21 protein-coding genes are annotated in these 16,720 nt (G+C 72.6%); 16 read left to right on the top strand and 5 right to left on the bottom strand.

The features are described from left to right. The first annotated feature begins 91 nt into the window (after positions 1–91). Complete coding sequence (gene nth / locus ACPPVS_RS16690; protein WP_426593351.1) at positions 92–796, top strand: endonuclease III; 705 nt, start codon at positions 92–94, stop codon at positions 794–796. Here the strand turns inward: nth and ACPPVS_RS16685 are convergent. Genes ACPPVS_RS16685 through ACPPVS_RS16675 form a run of 3 tightly spaced genes read right to left on the bottom strand, consistent with a single transcriptional unit; the run spans position 793 to position 3,747 of the window. Beyond that, entirely contained in the window at positions 793–1,728 is a 936-nt protein-coding gene (locus ACPPVS_RS16685) for an alpha/beta fold hydrolase (protein ID WP_426593350.1), read from the bottom strand. The two genes, nth and ACPPVS_RS16685, sit on opposite strands and share 4 nt — an antisense overlap. A gap of 10 nt (positions 1,729–1,738) precedes the next feature. Continuing rightward, positions 1,739–2,995: a Na+/H+ antiporter NhaA gene (gene nhaA, locus ACPPVS_RS16680; RefSeq protein WP_426593349.1), complete on the bottom strand. Its 1,257-nt coding sequence runs from the start codon at positions 2,993–2,995 to the stop codon at positions 1,739–1,741. A gap of 23 nt (positions 2,996–3,018) precedes the next feature. Then, complete coding sequence (locus ACPPVS_RS16675) at positions 3,019–3,747, bottom strand: winged helix-turn-helix transcriptional regulator (RefSeq protein WP_426593348.1); 729 nt, start codon at positions 3,745–3,747, stop codon at positions 3,019–3,021. 208 nt (positions 3,748–3,955) lie between these two features. On the opposite strand from ACPPVS_RS16675, the gene ACPPVS_RS16670 reads away from it, so the two are divergent. From ACPPVS_RS16670 to ACPPVS_RS16660, 3 genes are all read left to right on the top strand, one after another. Next, positions 3,956–4,690: a hypothetical protein gene (locus ACPPVS_RS16670; RefSeq protein ID WP_426593347.1), complete on the top strand. Its 735-nt coding sequence runs from the start codon at positions 3,956–3,958 to the stop codon at positions 4,688–4,690. A 1-nt stretch (position 4,691) separates the two neighbouring features. Beyond that, positions 4,692–5,159 carry a thioredoxin family protein gene (locus tag ACPPVS_RS16665; RefSeq protein ID WP_426593346.1) on the top strand — a complete coding sequence of 156 codons (468 nt, stop codon included), beginning with the start codon at positions 4,692–4,694 and terminating at the stop codon, positions 5,157–5,159. An 82-nt stretch (positions 5,160–5,241) separates the two neighbouring features. Beyond that, positions 5,242–5,751, top strand: coding sequence for a DUF4395 domain-containing protein (locus ACPPVS_RS16660; protein ID WP_426593345.1), 510 nt, complete (start codon positions 5,242–5,244; stop codon positions 5,749–5,751). A gap of 61 nt (positions 5,752–5,812) precedes the next feature. On the opposite strand, the gene ACPPVS_RS16655 is transcribed toward ACPPVS_RS16660, so the two are convergent. Then, positions 5,813–6,184: a DsrE family protein gene (locus ACPPVS_RS16655; protein WP_426593344.1), complete on the bottom strand. Its 372-nt coding sequence runs from the start codon at positions 6,182–6,184 to the stop codon at positions 5,813–5,815. A 184-nt stretch (positions 6,185–6,368) separates the two neighbouring features. On the opposite strand from ACPPVS_RS16655, the gene ACPPVS_RS16650 reads away from it, so the two are divergent. The 12 genes from ACPPVS_RS16650 to ACPPVS_RS16595 all read left to right on the top strand — a co-directional run bounded on the left by ACPPVS_RS16650 (position 6,369) and on the right by ACPPVS_RS16595 (position 15,839). Beyond that, a complete protein-coding gene (locus ACPPVS_RS16650; RefSeq protein WP_426593343.1) occupies positions 6,369–6,944 on the top strand; it encodes an FABP family protein in 576 nt (191 codons plus the stop codon). Continuing rightward, on the top strand, positions 6,941–8,125 hold the full coding sequence (locus tag ACPPVS_RS16645; protein ID WP_426593342.1) for a YgfZ/GcvT domain-containing protein: 1,185 nt from the start codon (positions 6,941–6,943) through the stop codon (positions 8,123–8,125). Before ACPPVS_RS16650 ends, ACPPVS_RS16645 begins: the two co-directional genes overlap by 4 nt. After that, a complete protein-coding gene (locus tag ACPPVS_RS16640) occupies positions 8,122–9,225 on the top strand; it encodes an FUSC family protein (RefSeq protein WP_426593341.1) in 1,104 nt (367 codons plus the stop codon). Before ACPPVS_RS16645 ends, ACPPVS_RS16640 begins: the two co-directional genes overlap by 4 nt. 48 nt (positions 9,226–9,273) lie before the next feature. Continuing rightward, the gene (locus ACPPVS_RS16635; RefSeq protein WP_426593340.1) at positions 9,274–9,534 is read left to right on the top strand and encodes a type II toxin-antitoxin system Phd/YefM family antitoxin; all 261 of its coding nucleotides are present in this window, start codon (positions 9,274–9,276) and stop codon (positions 9,532–9,534) included. An 11-nt stretch (positions 9,535–9,545) separates the two neighbouring features. Continuing rightward, on the top strand, positions 9,546–9,956 hold the full coding sequence (locus tag ACPPVS_RS16630) for a type II toxin-antitoxin system VapC family toxin (RefSeq protein WP_426593339.1): 411 nt from the start codon (positions 9,546–9,548) through the stop codon (positions 9,954–9,956). A gap of 13 nt (positions 9,957–9,969) precedes the next feature. Then, on the top strand, positions 9,970–10,314 hold the full coding sequence (locus tag ACPPVS_RS16625) for a DUF2516 family protein (RefSeq protein ID WP_426593338.1): 345 nt from the start codon (positions 9,970–9,972) through the stop codon (positions 10,312–10,314). After that, a complete protein-coding gene (locus tag ACPPVS_RS16620; RefSeq protein WP_426593337.1) occupies positions 10,311–11,270 on the top strand; it encodes an asparaginase in 960 nt (319 codons plus the stop codon). Before ACPPVS_RS16625 ends, ACPPVS_RS16620 begins: the two co-directional genes overlap by 4 nt. Continuing rightward, complete coding sequence (dtd, locus tag ACPPVS_RS16615) at positions 11,270–11,713, top strand: D-aminoacyl-tRNA deacylase (RefSeq protein ID WP_426593336.1); 444 nt, start codon at positions 11,270–11,272, stop codon at positions 11,711–11,713. The genes ACPPVS_RS16620 and dtd overlap by 1 nt, the downstream gene beginning before the upstream one ends. A gap of 164 nt (positions 11,714–11,877) precedes the next feature. Continuing rightward, entirely contained in the window at positions 11,878–12,807 is a 930-nt protein-coding gene (locus ACPPVS_RS16610) for an ABC transporter substrate-binding protein (protein ID WP_426593335.1), read from the top strand. 4 nt (positions 12,808–12,811) lie between these two features. Further along, on the top strand, positions 12,812–13,777 hold the full coding sequence (locus tag ACPPVS_RS16605; protein WP_426593334.1) for an amino acid ABC transporter permease: 966 nt from the start codon (positions 12,812–12,814) through the stop codon (positions 13,775–13,777). A 26-nt stretch (positions 13,778–13,803) separates the two neighbouring features. Next, positions 13,804–14,568 carry an amino acid ABC transporter ATP-binding protein gene (locus ACPPVS_RS16600; protein ID WP_426596009.1) on the top strand — a complete coding sequence of 255 codons (765 nt, stop codon included), beginning with the start codon at positions 13,804–13,806 and terminating at the stop codon, positions 14,566–14,568. A 764-nt stretch (positions 14,569–15,332) separates the two neighbouring features. Further along, positions 15,333–15,839, top strand: a complete 507-nt coding sequence (locus tag ACPPVS_RS16595) for an O-acetyl-ADP-ribose deacetylase (protein WP_426593333.1) — start codon at positions 15,333–15,335, stop codon at positions 15,837–15,839. Here the strand turns inward: ACPPVS_RS16595 and ACPPVS_RS16590 are convergent. Further along, complete coding sequence (locus ACPPVS_RS16590) at positions 15,832–16,692, bottom strand: aldo/keto reductase (RefSeq protein WP_426593332.1); 861 nt, start codon at positions 16,690–16,692, stop codon at positions 15,832–15,834. The two genes, ACPPVS_RS16595 and ACPPVS_RS16590, sit on opposite strands and share 8 nt — an antisense overlap. Between the last annotated feature and the right edge of the window lie 28 nt (positions 16,693–16,720).

The following is a 16,720-nucleotide window of genomic DNA, read 5'->3' as shown; positions in this document are numbered from 1 at the left end:
ACGCCGCAGGTCACGCGGGTGAATCGGGCATCTCTCCGGAACCGCCCGGCGTCCCGCGGCGCGTGTGGGTGGTCGGCCGTACGCTGCGACCGTGACCCCGACGGACCTCATCCCCGAGACGGACCTCGCCCGGACGCGGCGCGCCCGGCGGATCGACCGAGCGCTGGCTGTCCGGTACCCGGACGCGCACTGCGAGCTCGACTTCACGTCACCGTTCGAGCTGCTCGTGGCCACCGTGCTCTCGGCACAGACGACGGACGTCCGCGTCAACCTGACCACGCCCACCCTGTTCGCCCGGTACCCGGACGCGGCCGCTCTGGCCGCCGCCAACCCCGAGGACGTCGAGGAGATCCTGAAGCCGACGGGGTTCTTCCGGGCCAAGACGAAGTCCGTGATGGGGCTGTCGGCGGCGCTCGTGGAACGGTTCGGCGGCGAGGTGCCGCCCCGGCTCACGGACCTGGTGACACTGCCGGGGGTGGGTCGCAAGACGGCGAACGTCGTGCTGGGCAACGCGTTCGGCATCCCGGGCATCACCACCGACACGCACGTCCTGCGCCTCTCACGGCGGCTCGGCTACACCACCAGCGACGACCCGCTGGTGGTCGAGCAGGAGCTCAACCACCTGCTGCCGCGGGCGGACTGGACGATGGCGTCGCACCGGCTGATCTTCCACGGCCGGCGCACGTGCTTCGCCCGCAAGCCCGCCTGCGGTGCGTGCCCGATCGCGGCGTCGTGCCCGTCGGCGGGGATCGGCGAGATCGACCCGGTCAAGGCGACGGCGCTGCTCAAGGGCTAGTCGATCGGGGCGACCTCGCGGAGCCAGCTCAGCAGCAGGTCCGTGACCTGGTCGGGGGCCTCCTCGGGCAGGAAGTGGCCGGCCTGCGAGAGCAGCTCGAAGCGGTAGCCCGGTCCGACGAGTGCCGCGGTCTGGCTCGACAACGCCGCATGGGCCGCCGGCCGGATGCCGTCGCGACCCCCGTGGAGCTGCAGCACGGGCAGGGGGCGGGTGCTTGCGAGGGCCGCGTGGTAGCGCCGCCCGTCCGGGCGGGGCATCGAGCGCACGATCCAGCGCAGCTGCTCCATCTGGCTGTGCGCGGCGAAGGGCACCTGGGCGGCGGACCGGTAGACGGCCTCGTCGTCGGCACTGATCCAGTCGGGGGTGCCGCCCCACTCGTGGAGCAGGCGCGAGACGAGGTCCCCCTGCGTCAGAGCGCGCTCCGGGAACGACGGCAGCTGGATGAACGCGAGCCGCTTGGCGGCAGCCGGTCGGATCGCGGCGCGCAGGCTGCCGCGGGTGTCCAGCGGGTGCGGTGCTCCCAGGGCCGCGACCGCTCGGGTGTGCCGCGGGTGCAGGCCGGCCATGGCCCAGGCGATCTCGCCACCGGTCCCGGTGCCGACGACGACGGCGCTCGCGGCGCCGAGCGACTGGATCACCCCGGCGACGTCGGCGGCGAGGGTGGGGACGTCGTAGCCGACCGGTGGCTTGTCCGACCCGCCCGTGCCCCGCACGTCCATCGCGGCGACCCGGTAGCCGGCGTCGGCGAGCGCAGGCACCTGGTGACGCCACGCCCACCAGAACTCGGGGATGCCGTGCAGGAGCACCACGAGAGGGGCGTCGCGCTCGTCGGGACCCGCGAGGGCCACGTGGAACCGGGCTCCGTTCGCGGCCACGAAGCGGTGCTCCCAGGGGCCGTCGATGAGGAGCGTGGCGGAGTCGACGGTGCTCATCGGTGCGAACCTACCCGCTCGTGGCCGCGCGCGACTCACGGGCGTGGTGCCTGCCGCGCTGGACCAGCGCGAGCCCGCCGAGAAGTGCGGCCACGGCCGAGGCGATGATGATGGCGACGACGACGTGCTCGTCGTGAGCGCTGCCCGCGCCGAACGCCAGCTCACCCACCAGCAGCGAGACGGTGAAGCCGATCCCGCCCAGCAGCCCGATCGCGCCGACGTCGCCCCAGTCGAGGCCGGGCGCCAGGGTGGCATGCGTGAACCGGGCGACGAGCCACGTGGCGCCGAGGATGCCGATCGGCTTGCCCAGCACGAGTCCGAGCGCCACGCCTTGCGCGACCGGATCGGACAGGGTGCTGCTCAGTGCCCCCGCCGACAGGGTCACTCCCGCCGCGAACAGCGCGAACACGGGAACGGCGACGCCGGCCGAGAGCGGCCGCCAGGTGTGCTCCCACTGCTCCGCCAACGAGCTCGTGGGAGGGTCGGGCAGACGCAGGGCCCGCTGGGTCGCGGCCGCGCTGCCGGGGACCACCAGCCCCAGTGCGACGCCCGCGATCGTGGCGTGCACCCCGGACGCGTGCACGCAGGCCCAGGCGATCAGACCGACCGGCACGAGCAACCAGCCGCTCGCCCAGCCGCGCCGGATCGCCACCGCGAAGAGCGTCACCGCCACCGCGCCCGCACCGAGCCACATCAGGGACACGTGGTCGGTGTAGACGACGCCGATGACGATGATCGCGAGCAGGTCGTCGACCACCGCGAGCGTCAGCAGGAAGGCGCGGAGGGCGTTCGGCAGGTGCCGTCCGACGATCGCGAGCACGGAGACCGCGAACGCGATGTCCGTCGCCGTGGGCACGGCCCAGCCCTTGGCGACGCCGCCGTCGGCGGTGAGGTTGACCGCCAGGTAGACGATGGCCGGCACGAGCATTCCGCCGACCGCCGCCACGATCGGCACGACGGCCGTCCGCGGGTTGCGCAGCTCACCGTCGACGATCTCGCGCTTGAGCTCGAGCCCGACGACGAAGAAGAAGATCGCGAGCAGGCCGTCGGTGGCCCACGTGGCCAGCGTGAGGTCGAGGTGCAGCGCCGCGGGACCGACGACCGTGTCGGAGACCGTCTGGTAGCTGTCCGGTGCGATGTTTGCCCACAGCAGGGCGACGACGGTCCCGGCGAGGAGCAGGGCACCGCCCACCCGTTCCTCGCGGAGGGTGTCGAGAAGGTTGCGTTCGGAGCCGGGGGACAGGGACGAGAACAACCGGCTGGCCACGCGACTCCTTCCTCGGGCGCCGCCTAGGCGTCGGCGGGCTCGGGGACTTCTGTACGTCCGTCGACCGCGCCGCGGCGGTCCTTGGGCGGGTCGAACCGGTAGCCCACGTTGCGCACGGTCCCGATCAGCTGCTCGTGCTCGGGGCCGAGCTTGGCGCGCAGGCGACGCACGTGCACGTCGACCGTCCGGGTGCCTCCGTAGTAGTCGTAGCCCCAGACCTCCTGCAGCAGCTGGGCGCGGGTGAACACGCGTCCCGGGTGCTGCACCAGGTACTTGAGGAGCTCGAACTCCTTGTACGTGAGGTCGAGCGGCCGGCCACGCAGCCGGGCGGTGTAGCCGCCGGCATCGATGGTGAGCTCGCCCGAGGAGATCTCCTGCGGGGCGTCGTCGTAGCCGGCCGTGGCCGCCCGCTCCATGACCAGGCGGAACCGTGTCTCCACCTCGGCCGGGTTCGCGCTCTCCAGGATGATGTCGTCGGCGCCCCACTCGGCGGTGACCACCGTGAGGCCGCCCTCCGTCAGGACGAGCACGAGCGGGACGGTCAGACCGGTGGCACGCAGCAGCCGGCACGTCGTCCGCGCGGTGACCAGGTCACGACGCGCGTCGAGCACGACGATGTCGGCATCCGGTGCGTCGACCAGGGCCGAGGGTTCGACCGGCAGCACGCGGACACGGTGGGACAGCAGTCCGAGAGCCGGGAGCACCTGGGCGGAGCCCCCGGACGCTGGAGTGAGCAGCAGCAGATCCGCCACGTCTTACCTCCCTGCGTGCGAGTGGGGCACACGGTATCGCGTGTTCCGGGGACGTTGCGTCCGTTTGTCGCGGGCTGACCATGCGTGCGGGTGCTGCGTCGGTGGTAACTCGGGGGAAACGGGCCCGAGATGCGACAATCGGCGGCGTGCTCCCGCCTGTGACCTCGCCCTGCCCGTCCGTGGTGTCCCCGGACGCAGGTCGGTAGGCGTGCAGCTTGCCACCCGCGCGGTCGTGACTGCCGCGCTCGCCGCCGCCGTCGCGGTCGCTGGATACGTCGGCGGCCTCACCCTCACCATCGCTTCGGCGCTCCTCGCCCTCGTGTTCGCGCTGGGCTGGCCCGCGCTGGTCGGGCTGCCGTTCCGGGTCGGCTCGTCGGTGGTGGTCGCGATCGGCGGTATCGGCTCCGTGATCGTCGTGCACCTGACGGATGCGCAGCCCTACCTGCGGTTTCTCCCGCTGGTGCTCGCCGGTGCGGTGCTCCTGTCGTTCCTGAACGAGCTCGTGCGGCGCGACGGCCGCGAACGCCTGGTGGAGTCGGTGTCGGGCACCGTCGCGGGCACGCTCGTCGCCGTCGCGTCGGCGGGCTGGGTGGCCACCGGGCGCACGCCGGGCGGCGAGCCGCTCGTCGTCGTCGGCGCGCTGGCCCTCGCCGTCGGGTCCGTCGTCGTCGCCCTGCACCTGGCGAGGTGGCTCGGCGCAGTGGTCACGAGCGTCGCCGCGGCGGCCGCCGGAGCCTTCGGAGGGGCGCTGCTGCCGGACATCACGGTCCGACCGGGGCTGCTGCTCGGCCTCGCGGTCGGTGTGCTCGTCGCCACACTGCACGCGCTGTTCGACCAGCTCCCTTCACTCGAACGGCGCTGGCCGTCGCTCGCGGCCGTCACCCTGCCGGTGACGGTGACCGGTACGCTTGTGTACGTAGTTGGTCGGGTATTGGTGGGGTGACATGGGGAACGTGCTGCTCGTCGTCGTGCTCCTGGTCGTCGCAACCGGCCTGGGGTTCTGGTGGCGTGCCCGCAACGGTCGCTACACGCCGGTCGACGCCGCTCTCCTGCAGCGAGCGGTCGACGAGCCCGACGAGGGCGACCACGAGCGGCTGACCGCCGAGGAGCTCGGCGTCCCGCTCGGTGCTCGGGCGACCTTCGTGCAGTTCTCCAGCGAGGTGTGCACGCCGTGCCGGCGGACCGCCGTGGTCCTGGAGCACCTGGTGGCCGAGCATGCCGACCTCTCGCACGTCGAGATGGACGTGGTGGAACACCTGGACCTCGTGCGACGCTTCTCCATCATGCGCACCCCGACGACGCTCCTGCTCGACGCCCGCGGCGTCGTGGTCGGTCGCATGTCCGGTGCGACGGACCGTCGGCACGCGCTGACCGCCCTCGACGCGTGTCCGGGCGGGGTCACCGCGCGCTGAGGTGGGACCCGCGAGGGTGCCGGCCGGGCGGCGATGGTCCCGGCCCCGCCCCCCGCCCCCCTTCTCGCCCCTGGAGTTCCCCATGTCTGAGCCCACCCCGCCCGCGTCCGCGGCTCCGGCCGTGCCCAACCCGGCACCCGCGCGACGGGCACCCGCCGGCATCGATCCGCGCGGGCCGCGGTTCGGCGCCTGGATCAACCTCGTCCTGCTGGTCACGGTCCTGCTGCTCGGCGCATGGCCGGCCGCCGCGACCGCCGTCCTCGCGGTGATCGTGCTGAGCTTCGCGATCGGCACGTTCCGCGGCGTCGGCCACACCTGGCAGGGCTGGGTGTTCCGGCGGCTCGTCCGCCCACGCCTGGCACCGCCCACCGAGCTGGAGGACCCGCGACCCCCGACGTTCGCCCAGCTCGTCGGGCTGATCATCACCGGCGCGGGCCTGCTGCTGGGTCTGGTCGGCGTGCCGTACGCCGTCCCGGTCGCCGCGGGGCTCGCGCTGATCGCCGCGTTCCTCAACGCGGTGTTCGGCCTCTGCCTCGGCTGCGAGCTCTACCTGCTGGGCATCCGCCTCCGCGCGAGCCGCGCCGCGGCCTGACCGGCGCCCACCGCGCACCGCTCCGCACCACGAGCGGCCAGGTCGGCGGGCCGGCGACGCGTCAGTAGACGAGGGCCTGGGCGTTCGGGGCCAGGGACTCCTCGACGAAGACCGCGGCGCCGGCGACGCGGATGCCGGGCAGCACGTCGGCGGGACCGATGGAGCGTCGCGCGGCGCACTGCGTGCAGACGGTCACCGTGCCCTCCTCGAGGACGAGCGCCAGCAGCTCGGCCAGCGGGGTCGCGTGCTCCAGGACGAGGTCGTCGGCGCGGCCGGGCAGGGCGAACCACGCCGACTCGCCGGTGAGCCAGAGGCTGACGCTCGCACCGGCGGCGACGGCGGCCGCAGCGACGGTGAAGGCCTGGTTGGTGGCCTCGGGGCGGTCGGTGCCGGACGTGGTCTTGATCACCAGGGGGCGCGTCGGGGTGCTCACCGGAACAGGTTAGGGGGATGCGCTCGTTAGGATCGGTGCATGACTGCGCTCGAGGGAGTCTTCATCGTCCTGCTGGTCGCGGCGACGGTCGCGATCGGCTCGATCGCTCTGCTCGTCGTCTACCGGCTGTTCAAGGGCCAGAGCTGACGCAGTCCTGCGTCCGTCCGTGACCAGGAGGCCGTGAATGCCGTTCGTCCTGCCCGACCCCGAGGGTCTGGCGCCCGAGGTCTACCCGTTGTCGTGGCTGCTCGGCGCCTGGCGTGGCGAGGGCGTCGTCGACTATCCCGGCATCGACGAGGCGACGTTCACGCAGGAGATCGTCTTCGACCACGACGGCGGCCCGTACCTGTCGTACACATCGACGATCCGGCTGGTCGAGGCACCGGCCGACACGTCGGCCCTGGAGGGGGACGTCCCCCCGGCGCCGGTCTGGCAGACCGAGTCCGGCTACTGGCGCGTCCCGCCGGAGCGGCCCACGGACCACGGGCTCACGGAGGAGCAGTTCCCGGTCGAGGTGCTCGCCGCGGACCCCTCCGGGCGCGTCGCCCTGTTCATCGGCGCGGTCGGCAAGGGCCGGATCGACCTGGTCAGCGACGCGGTCGTCCGCGCGGCCGGCGGCGCCGACGTGAGCGCGGAGAAGCGGCTGTACGGGCTCGTCAACGGCGAGCTCATGTGGGCGCACGACATCGCGGCCTTCGGCCACCCGATGCAGTCGTACGCGTCCGGGCGACTGTCCCGCGTCGAGAGCGACGAGTCATGACCGCGCCCGTGGAGGTCCAGGCCGAGCGGCACGGGGAGCCCCCGCGGCACGCCAGCCCGTTGCTGAACCGCCGTGGTGCTGTGCGCGCGGCGGGTCCCGACGACGGCGTCGCCTGGCACTACGGCGACCCGACCGCCGAGCAGCGGGCGCTGAGCCGCGGCGGCGCGGTGGTCGACCAGTCGTACCTGGGCGTCGTGACGGTGAGCGGTCCGGACCGGCTGAGCTGGTTGAACTCGATCACGTCGCAGGAGCTGACGGCGCTGCCGCCACGGACGTCGACCGAGCTGCTCGTGCTCAGCCCGCAGGGGCACATCGAGCACGCCGCGGGTGTGGTCGACGACGGCGAGACCACCTGGTTGCTCACCGAGACCCCGATCGCGCTGGCCGCCTGGCTGAACCGGATGAAGTTCATGCTCCGGGTCGAGATCGCGGACGTGACCGACGACTGGGCGGCCATCGGCGAGCCTGTGGACGCCGAGGGCGAGCCGGACGAGCCGGTGACCTGGCGCGACCCGTGGCCGACGACCGCCGAGGGTGGCACGCGGTACGGACCGGCCGACGACGAGCACCCCGGCGCGGACCGCGACTGGCGGCTCGTCCTGGTCCCGCGCGACCAGCTCGTCGACCAGGTCAAGGCGCGTGAGGCGGCGGGCTGGCCGCTCGTCGGGACCTGGGCCAGCGAGGCCATGCGCGTCGAGGCATGGCGACCGCGGGCGTCCCACGAGGTCGACCACCGCACGATCCCGCACGAGCTGGACTGGCTGCGCACCGCGGTTCACCTGCACAAGGGCTGCTACCGCGGGCAGGAGACCGTCGCGCGAGTGCACAACCTCGGACGCCCGCCGCGGCGGCTCGTGATGCTGCACCTGGACGGGTCCGGGCACGTGCTGCCGGAGGTGGGGGCGCAGGTCTACGACGTCGTCCGGACGGACACGTCCCAGGAACCGGGCCGGGCCGTCGGGCTCGTCACCTCCGTCGCGCGGCACCACGAGCTGGGTCCGGTGGCGCTGGCGGTCGTGAAGCGGTCGACGCCCGGGGACGCGGAGCTGGTCGTGGACAGCGACGGCGGTGCCGTGGCGGTCAACCAGGAGACGATCGTGCCGGGGGAGGGCGTCTCGACCGACCGCCCGGCACCCCGCGGACCTGTGGCCCGCGGGCTGGGGCAGCACCCGATGCTGTGAGCGCCGAGGCGGCGGCCGGGGCAAGGACCCGCGTCCTGCTCGAGACGCGCTTCCGGCAGGGCCTCTCCCGGGTGCACGCCGGGTGGTTCCCCATCCTGCAGGCCGCGATCGCCGCGGGGATCGCGTTCGGGCTGGCGCGGTACGTGGCCAACCACCCGTACCCGTTCTTCGCGCCGGTCTGTGCGTGGGTCGCGCTGGGGTTCACCGCCGACCGGTCCGTGCGTCGCGTGGCCGAGCTGGCCGTCGGCGTCGCGATCGGGGTGGCACTCGGCGACGTGCTGGTGCGCCTCATCGGCAACGGCATCTGGCAGGTGGCCGTCGTGCTGTTCCTGGCCGCGACGATCGCCCGGTTCATCGACCGCGGCGTCCTGCTGACCACGCAGGCCGGCGTCCAGGCGCTCGTGATCGTGGGGCTGCCCGCGCTCACGGCCAGCGGCGGACCGCTCGGACGGTGGATCGACGCCGCGATCGGTGGCGCCGTCGCGCTCGTGGTGGCCCTGCTGACCCCGCGCGACCCGCGCCGGCGGTCCCGCGCGCTCGCCCGCACGGCGTGCGACGAGCTCGCCGGAGTGCTGCGGCTGTTCGGGCGCGGGCTGCTGACCGGTTCGTCGGACGACGTCGAGGACGCCCTGGTCCGCGCCCGGGCGTCGCAACCGGCCTTCGACGAGTGGTCGGAGACGGCCAAGAACGCCGGCGAGCTGGCCCGCATCTCCCCGACCATCCGTCGGTTCCGCGACGAGCTGGCGGCCCTCGAGGGCCGCGCGGTCCTCGTCGACCGGGCGATGCGCAACACCCGGGTCCTGGTCCGGCGGAGCCTGGCTGCCGTCGAGGCGGGCACGCACGACCTGTCGGCCGTCGGGGCGCACGTGGACGCGACCGCCCGAGCCGCCGCCGAGCTGGCCGCGGCGCTCGGCTCCGGACGTGAACCCGCCCGGGCGCGCTCCGAGCTGCTCGCGATCGCGCAGGCGCTGGACCCCTACGCGCTCGACGACTGGCAGGTGCAGAGCCTGGTCCTGCTGCAGCGCTCCCTCGTCGTCGATCTCCTGGAGGCCGCCGGCACGGAGCGACAGGCGGCCCGTGACGCACTTCCCGAGATCTGATCGGCCCCACACACCCCTGCTGGCCTCGGTGTTCGGTACGGTCGCCGTGTGGACGTCTCGGTCAGCGCCCTGCGCGCAGAGCTCAAGCAATGGATCGAGGCCGCGCGCACGGGCGAGGACGTGGTGATCACCGAACGAGGGATCCCCGTCGCCCGGCTGAGCGGCATCGAGTCGGCAGACCTGCTGACGCGCCTCGAGCGTGACGGCCTGCTCACGCCGGCGACGGAAACGCGCCCGCCCGCCCGGGGCGGCGACAAGGCCGCGGCGAAGGGCGGCGTCTCCGACCTGGTCCGCCGGCTGCGGCGCTGACGGGGCGCACGATGGCCATCGTCTACCTCGACACGAGCGCGCTGGTGAAGCTCGTGGTCGACGAGCCCGGTTCGGTGCTCGCGGCGGCGCTGTGGGACGGCGCCGACCTCGTCGTGACCTCCCGTCTGGCCGATGCCGAGGTGCGCGCCGTGCTCGCCAGCGGGCATCGCGCGGGGCGCCTCGAGGGCCCCGACGCGACCGTCGAGTGGGAGCGGCTCCTGCCGGGGCTCCACGTGATCGAGCTGGGTTCGAGCGTCACGACGGCCGCCGCGCGGCTCGTCGACGAGCACCCGTTGCGAGCCGCTGACGCCCTGCACCTCGCCTCGGCGCTCGAGCTGCGCTCGCCGGACCTCGTCGTGGCCGTGTGGGACGAGCACCTCGCCGCCGCCGCCCGCGCGGAGGGACTGCGGGTGGTCCCGTGACTAGGCTCGCCTGGTGATCGCCAACCTGCAGCTGCTGCTGTACTTCGCGTTCTACTTCGTGATCTTCGTGATCTCGGTGTGGGCGCTCGTCGACCTGTCCCGGCGCCCCGCGAGCGCGTTCACGCAGGGCGGCAAGCTCACCAAGACCAAGTGGGGCCTGATCCTGGGCGCCGCGGTGATGATCGCGTTCATCGCGCTCCCGTACCCGCTGAACCTCCCGTTCCCCAAGTGGCTCGCGCTCGTGTCGGCTGTCGCCGCGGTGGTGTACCTGGTCGACGTCAAGCCCGCGATCGTCCCGTACTCGCGGCGTCGCGGCGGCCGCGGCAGGTCGAACCCGCCGTCCTCCTCCGGCTGGTGACCGTGCCCGACGTCGCGTCGGCGGCCGTCCCGCTGGCGCGCGTGCTGCGCGGCGACCTGGTGGAGTCCGTGCACCTCGGGCACCTGGTGGTGCTCGCTCCGGACGGGTCCGTGCGGCTCGCGCTCGGCGACCCGTCCGTCGTGATCTGGGCGCGGTCGTCGCTCAAGCCCCTGCAGGCCGTCGCGATGCTGCGCGCGGGGCTGGACGTCGACCGCGCGCTGCTGGCCCTCGTCTGCGCCAGCCACAACGGCGAGGGCGGGCACCTGGCCGTGGTGCAGACGCTCCTGTCGCTGGCCGGCCTGGGTGCCGACGACCTGCGCAACACCCCGGACTGGCCGCTCGACCCGGACGCGGCCTTCCAGTGGCGTGCGGACGGGCACGGCACCGAGCCGATCACGCAGAACTGCTCGGGCAAGCACGCCGGGATGCTGGCCACGTGCGCGGAGAACGGGTGGTCGCGCGACGACTACCTCGACCCCGGTCACCCGCTCCAGGAGTCGGTCCGGGGCGCGGTGGCGGACCTCACCGGGGTGGCCGTGCAGCACGAGACCGTCGACGGCTGCGGGGCACCGCTCTTCTCGACGACATTGGTCGGGCTCGCCCGTGCGTTCGGTCGGATCGCGTCCGCGACGCAGGGACCGGAGGCCCGCGTCGCCCGCGCGATGAGCGGCCACCCCTGGCACGTCGCGGGGACCGGTCGGGATGCCACGCGCTTCATGGAGGCCGTGCCGGGGCTCGTCGCCAAGGACGGTGCCGACGGGGTCTACGCGGCCGGACTGCCCGACGGGTCCGCGGTGGCGTTCAAGGTGCTCGACGGTTCGGCCCGGCCGCGACCGGCGCTCCTCGCCGCCGCGCTCGCGTCCGCCGGCATCGATCCCCAGCTGGTCGAGGCCGTCGGGCTGACGCCGGTGCTCGGGCACGGGGTGCCGGTCGGCGAGGTCGTGGCGGCCTTCTGATGCGTGCGGTGGTCCAGCGCGTCACCCGCGCGTCCGTGAGGGTCGACGGGATCGTCGTCGGCGCTCTGGACCGGCCCGGACTGGTGGCGCTGGTCGGCGTCACGCCCGGCGACGGACCAGCCCAGGTGGAGCTGATCGCCCGCAAGATCGCCGAGCTGCGCATCCTGCGCGACGAGCAGTCGGCCGTCGACGTCGGCGCCCCGGTGCTCGTCGTCAGCCAGTTCACCCTCTACGCCGACACCCGCAAGGGCCGTCGCCCGACGTGGAACGCCGCGGCGCCGCGATCCGTGGCGGAGCCGCTGGTGGACGCCGTCGTGGACGCCCTCCGGGACCGCGGGCTCGAGGTGGCGACGGGCGTGTTCGGTGCCGACATGGCCGTCGAGCTGGTCAACGACGGCCCGGTGACGCTCGTGCTCGAGTCCGACCCGACCCGTCAGGCGTAACCGCATTGCAATCGCGCATCGGAACCGTGGGGTGCCCACGACGGGATACTGCGCCGTAACATGCCGCCATTACTGTCACGCGAGCGCGGCATGCACCTGTGCAGTGGTCGCGTCCCCGTCCTTCCGAACCAGACGACGTCCCCCGGCGTCGCAGGAGGTCCTCTGTGCGTAGTTCCCGTCTCGTCCTCGCGTCCGCCGCGCTCGCGGCATCGGCGCTCTTCCTGACCGCCTGTGGCGGCAACAGCGGCAGCAGCGACACCTCGTCCACGGCGGCCGCCGGCGGTGGCGCGGCCTCGTTCGACCCGACCACCATCGCCAAGGACGACACGATCGCGGCTCTGCTGCCCTCGAAGATCGCCAGCACCGGCAAGCTCGTCGTCGGGTCGGACACCACGTACGCCCCTGCGGAGTACATCGGCGAGGACGGCACCACGCCGATCGGCTACGACGTCGACCTCGCCAAGGGCATCGCCGCGGTGCTCGGTCTGAAGGCTGACGTCCAGACCGCCGACTTCACGGGCATCATCCCGGCGATCGGCACCAAGTACGACGTCGGCGTCTCGTCGTTCACCATCAACCCCGACCGCGAGGCTCAGGCCAACATGGTCGAGTACTTCAACGCCGGCGAGGCGTACGCGGTGGCCAAGGGCAACCCGAAGAAGCTCTCCGGCGACGACATCTGCGGCCTGACGGTCGGCGTCCAGACGGGCACCGTCGAGGACACCGAGCTCGATACCGCCAGCGCGCAGTGCAAGACGGACGGCAAGAAGGAGATCACGCCGCTGAAGTACGCCAAGCAGACGGACGTGACCACCGCGCTCGTCGGCGGCAAGGCCGACATCATGTACGCCGACTCCCCGATCATCGCCTACGCGATCTCGCAGACCGGCGGCAAGCTGGAGCAGCTCGGCGACGTCTTCGCCAGCGCCCCCCAGGGCATCGTCGTCTCGAAGGACGACCAGGCCCTGACGGACGCGATCCAGAAGGCGGTGCAGAAGCTCATCGACAGCGGTGACTACCTCAAGATCCTCACGGCGTGGGGCAACGAGGTCGGCGCGGTCACCACGGCCGACGTGAACCCGACGGTCAGCTGACGCCATGAGCGCGCCTACCACGGTGGACACCCAGGGCCGGGTGCCGGAACGGATCCACGCGGTGCCCGTCCGGTATCCCGGGCGCTGGGTGTCCGCTGTGGTGGTGCTGGTGCTGGCGGCGATGGTCGCCAGCGCGCTGATCACCAACGACAACTTCGCGTGGCCGACGGTCGCGAAGTACCTGTTCAGCCCGCAGATCCTGCGGGGCGTGCGCTGGACCATCTGGCTCACCGTCGCCTCGATGGCGATCGCGATCGTGCTGGCCGTGCTGCTCGCGATCATGCGACGCTCGGGCAACCCGGTCATGCGGTACGTCGCCTGGGTCTACATCTGGTTCTTCCGTGGCACCCCGATCTACACCCAGCTCATCTTCTGGGGTCTCGTCGTGGTGCTCTACCCGACGCTGTCGCTCGGCGTGCCGTTCGGGCCCGAGTTCCTGCACTTCTCCACGAAGGACGTGTTCCTGGCGTCCCGGCTCGCGGTCATCGGCCTGGCCCTCAACGAGGCCGCGTACCTCGCGGAGATCGTGCGCGCCGGCCTGCAGAGCGTGGACACCGGGCAGTCGGAGGCGGCCCGCGCGCTGGGCATGTCCGACGGCGGCATCCTGCGTCGGATCGTGCTCCCGCAGGCCATGCGCGTGATCGTCCCGCCCACGGGCAACGAGACGATCTCCATGCTCAAGACGACGTCGCTCGTGATCGCCGTGCCGTTCACCCTCGAGCTGAACTCGGCACAGGCCAACATCGCCAACCGGATCTTCGAGCCGGTCCCCCTCCTCGTCGTCGCGGCGCTCTGGTACCTCGCGATCACGAGCGTGCTGATGGTGGGCCAGAGCTACCTCGAGCGGTACTACGGCAAGGGCTTCGACTCGCACGTCCCGACGAAGAAGCGACGCCGCGTGCCCAGACAGGCGGCGATCAATGCCGCCGGCACCACGCACGATCTCGGCCCGCTGGAGGCGAACCCGTGATCACGGAGCCGGTGATCGACGTCCCGATGGTCGACATGGCCGGTGTGCACAAGTGGTTCGGTGAGTCGCACGTGCTGCGCGGCGTCGACCTCGTCGTGCCCACCGGCACCGTGACCGTCGTGCTCGGCCCGTCCGGGTCGGGCAAGTCGACCGCGCTGCGCTGCATCAACCAGCTCGAGGAGATCGGCGCCGGCAGCATCCGCGTCGACGGCGAGCTGATGGGCTACCGGGAGGGCATGCGCGGCGGCAAGCCGACGCTGTTCCGGCTGCACCCCAAGGTCATCGCGCGGCAGCGTTCGCGCATCGGCATGGTGTTTCAGCGGTTCAACCTGTTCCCGCACATGACGGCGCTCGGCAACGTCATGGAGTCGCAGGTCCAGGTGCTCGGCCGCAGCAAGGCCCAGGCCCGGGACCGCGCCACCGAGGTGCTCACGCGCGTGGGCCTGTCCGATCGCATCGAGCACTATCCGGCGCAGCTCTCGGGCGGTCAGCAGCAGCGCGTCGCCATCGCCCGCGCGCTGGCCATGGACCCCGAGCTCATGCTCTTCGACGAGCCGACCTCGGCCCTCGACCCGGAGCTGGTGGGCGAGGTCCTCGGCGTCATGCGCGACCTGGCGGACTCCGGGATGACCATGATCGTGGTGACCCACGAGATCGGGTTCGCCCGCGAGGTGGCCGACCAGGTCGTCTTCATGGCCGACGGGTTCGTGGTCGAGCACGGGTCGGTCGACCAGGTGCTCGGTGCCCCGACCGAGCAGCGCACCCGCGACTTCCTCGCGAAGGTGCTGTAAGCACCCCACACACGGAGAAGGGCCCCTCGGAGTAAGCGTCCGAGGGGCCCTTCCGTGACCGTAGGCCGTTGGCCCCCGGCGAACCGGCGACCGACGCCGCGCTGACGGTGCGGCTACGTCCTGACACCCGGTGCGTCACCTGCTCGCGCTCCCCCGGAGGGGCTCCCAAGCTGGCGACCCGCCGTGAGCGGGACGACTACGATCTACCGCCCGGTCCGTAGCGACCCTCGCGTCGTCATCCGCGAGTCGTCGGGTTGCCCCTCCGATGTGGTCGCCCGTTCTCCGGCCGGCCCGAGCCCGACTGCCTGTCACCGCCGGCTCCGTCGCCCCCGAGGGGGGTCCTTCGCTGCCGGGCTCCGGTGCCCTCGAGAGGGCTCCGACGCCTGAGGCTGGGGTCCGTCCGGCTCGCGTCCGTCGGCGGTTCCGTGGCCCCCGAAGGGGTTCCGTCACCGGCCGGCTTCGGCTCCCCGGAAGGGGCCTTTCACCTGCGGATCTCGATCTGTCGACCTCGATGTGAGATTTCTAGTCCTGCTCCTCAACCCGCCGCAAGGGGTTCTGGACGCGATCTTTATCCACCGTTGACCCCACAGGGTCGTCCACAGGTCGACCTGCGGAAACGCGCTGTTAACACAGGCCTGTGGACAATATTTGTGGACGAGCGGTGTGGCGTTCACCCGTCCGCCGGGTGCCGGCCGGTAATCTCAGGACCAGGTGAAGGCCCCTCGGAGTAAGCGTCCGAGGGGCCTTCGCCTTTGAATGGGTGCATGCAGATCGACGCGGTGCAGGGCGACATCACGACGCAGGACGTCGACGCGATCGTCAACGCAGCGAACTCGGGGCTGCTGGGCGGCGGTGGGGTCGACGGGGCGATCCATTCCGCGGCCGGGCCGTCGTTGCTCGCCGCGTGCCGGGAGCTGCGGCGCACGACGCTGCCCGACGGGTTGCCCGTCGGGGAGGCGGTCGCGACGCCCGGGTTCCGGCTGCCGGCGCGCTGGGTCATCCACACGGTCGGCCCGAACCGCCATCGCGGCCAGACCGATCCGGCGCTGCTGGCGTCGTGCTTCGCGACGTCGCTGGAGGTCGCCGCGCAGATCGGTGCGACGAGCGTCGCGTTCCCCGCGGTCAGCGCGGGCGTCTACGGCTGGGCCGTGCAGGACGTCGCGCAGATCGCCGTCGACGCGGTGCGCGCCTCGAGCGCGCAGGTCGACCTCGTGCGCTTCGTGCTCTTCTCGGCGGCCGCGCTCGGCGTGTTCGAGGCCGCGCTCAGCTAGCGGTCAGTGCGGCCAGCTCCTCCGGCGTGAGCTGCAGGTCGGCGGCGAGCACCGAGTCCTCGATCGACGACGGGCGGGAGGCGCCGGGTATGGGGATCACCACGGGCGACCGGGACAGCTCCCACGCGAGGGCCACCTGCTGCGGGCTGACGTCGTGAGCCGCGGCGACGCGCCGGAACGCCTCGTACCGGGCACCCAGGCTCCCGGCGCGACCGATGCCGCCGAGCGGGCTCCACGGCAGGAACGCAATCCCCAGAGAGGCGCAGAGGTCGAGCTCGGGCTGCGAGGAGCGGAACGCGGGCGAGTACTGGTTCTGCACCGAGACGAGCCGGCCGCCCAGCACCTCCTGCGCCAGCCGGATGCGCTCGGGGTTGGCGTTCGAGATGCCGGCCATCCGGATCTTGCCGGCGTCCAGCAGCTCGGCCAGCACGCCCACGGAGTCGGCGTAGGGCACGCGCGGGTCGGGACGGTGGAACTGGTAGAGGCCGATCGCCTCGACGCCGAGGCGCCGCAGCGAGTCCTCGACGGCCCGGCGCAGGTGCGCGGGCGAGCCGTCGACCGTCCACGTGCCGTCACCGGGGCGCAGGTGCCCGCCCTTCGTCGCGACGAGCACGCCCGACGTGTCGCCGCCCCACGTGCGCAGGCCCTCCGCGATGAGCGACTCGTTGTGCCCGACCTCGTCGGCGTGCAGGTGGTAGGCGTCGGCGGTGTCGATGAGGGTGACACCGGCGTCGAGCGCGGCGTGGATGGTGGCGAGCGAGCGTTCGCGCTGTGGCCGGCCTTCGATCGACATCGGCATCCCGCCGAGCCCGATGGCACTGACCGTCACGTCTCCGAGGGTGCGTGTGTGCATGGAACCCATCAGAACCGGATCCGGCGCG

Origin of the sequence: Cellulomonas sp. McL0617, assembly GCF_049994875.1 — a bacterium.
Lineage (GTDB): Bacteria > Actinomycetota > Actinomycetes > Actinomycetales > Cellulomonadaceae > Cellulomonas.
This window is presented reverse-complemented; position numbering and strand designations above follow the sequence as displayed.

What these genes read in the sequence shown, in the direction of transcription:
- ACPPVS_RS16685 (WP_426593350.1), bottom strand. Translation starts at nt 1,728, where the DNA reads ATGAGCACCGTCGACTCCGCCACGCTCCTCATCGACGGCCCCTGGGAG.
- ACPPVS_RS16665 (WP_426593346.1), top strand. Translation starts at nt 4,692, where the DNA reads ATGGGGAACGTGCTGCTCGTCGTCGTGCTCCTGGTCGTCGCAACCGGC.
- ACPPVS_RS16660 (WP_426593345.1), top strand. Translation starts at nt 5,242, where the DNA reads ATGTCTGAGCCCACCCCGCCCGCGTCCGCGGCTCCGGCCGTGCCCAAC.
- ACPPVS_RS16650 (WP_426593343.1), top strand. Translation starts at nt 6,369, where the DNA reads ATGCCGTTCGTCCTGCCCGACCCCGAGGGTCTGGCGCCCGAGGTCTAC.
- ACPPVS_RS16645 (WP_426593342.1), top strand. Translation starts at nt 6,941, where the DNA reads ATGACCGCGCCCGTGGAGGTCCAGGCCGAGCGGCACGGGGAGCCCCCG.
- ACPPVS_RS16630 (WP_426593339.1), top strand. Translation starts at nt 9,546, where the DNA reads ATGGCCATCGTCTACCTCGACACGAGCGCGCTGGTGAAGCTCGTGGTC.
- dtd (WP_426593336.1), top strand. Translation starts at nt 11,270, where the DNA reads ATGCGTGCGGTGGTCCAGCGCGTCACCCGCGCGTCCGTGAGGGTCGAC.
- ACPPVS_RS16605 (WP_426593334.1), top strand. Translation starts at nt 12,812, where the DNA reads ATGAGCGCGCCTACCACGGTGGACACCCAGGGCCGGGTGCCGGAACGG.
- ACPPVS_RS16600 (WP_426596009.1), top strand. Translation starts at nt 13,804, where the DNA reads ATGGTCGACATGGCCGGTGTGCACAAGTGGTTCGGTGAGTCGCACGTG.
- ACPPVS_RS16595 (WP_426593333.1), top strand. Translation starts at nt 15,333, where the DNA reads ATGCAGATCGACGCGGTGCAGGGCGACATCACGACGCAGGACGTCGAC.
- ACPPVS_RS16590 (WP_426593332.1), bottom strand. Translation starts at nt 16,692, where the DNA reads ATGCACACACGCACCCTCGGAGACGTGACGGTCAGTGCCATCGGGCTC.